Source organism: Mesorhizobium sp. M4B.F.Ca.ET.089.01.1.1, assembly GCF_004022605.1.
GTDB lineage: Bacteria > Pseudomonadota > Alphaproteobacteria > Rhizobiales > Rhizobiaceae > Mesorhizobium > Mesorhizobium abyssinicae.
This window is the reverse complement of record NZ_RZOS01001247.1, coordinates 1-565: the sequence shown is the minus strand read 5'-3', so window position 1 is coordinate 565 and position 565 is coordinate 1. Positions and strand designations below refer to the sequence as shown.

At 52.7% G+C, this 565-nt stretch carries 1 protein-coding gene; it reads left to right on the top strand.

Annotated features, from left to right (window positions below; genetic code table 11):
• Nucleotides 1-178 precede the first annotated feature (178 nt).
• The coding region (locus EN780_RS36985; RefSeq protein WP_133372991.1) for a helix-turn-helix transcriptional regulator at nt 179-565 on the top strand (387 nt) is incomplete at its 3' end.

Here is a 565-nt window from a genome sequence, read left to right as displayed (position 1 = left end):
GTGCCGGTACCCATAACCGACCACCCCGTCTTGCCGTGAGTTGCCATGCCGGGAGCTCCTTATTCGGTCCAAGTATGGGCGAATTCGCGTCGCGGAGCCAACTTCGCATCTGATTGAGTTCTGAATTAAAGTGGCGCACACAGAGCGTCTATTCGCGTCACTGGGGAAGGCCGCCAGATTGAACCACCTCGCAGGGGAGAATGCTGCGCTTGCGGCGAATTTGAGAACCCTTTGCGACCGTCACGGGTCTGTGGCAGCCGTTTGTCGCAAATTAAACGTCAACCGGCAACAATTTAACAAATATTTGTCCGGCGCCCATGTGCCATCGAGCGCCAATCTGCGCACGATCGCGAATTTCTTCGGACTGAGCGTTCCGATCCTTTTCTCCAACCCGGAGGAATTTCGGACGTTGATCGACGGTAATTTTTTTCATGCGATGTCCACTGCCCGGCATCTGCCTGAGTTTGTGAATTTTCTTTCCAACATTGTTTTTGATAGCACCGTGCAGGATTCCGAGATCCTGGGCGTTTATGATCGCTACCAGTTTTCCTCGATCTATAAGGGT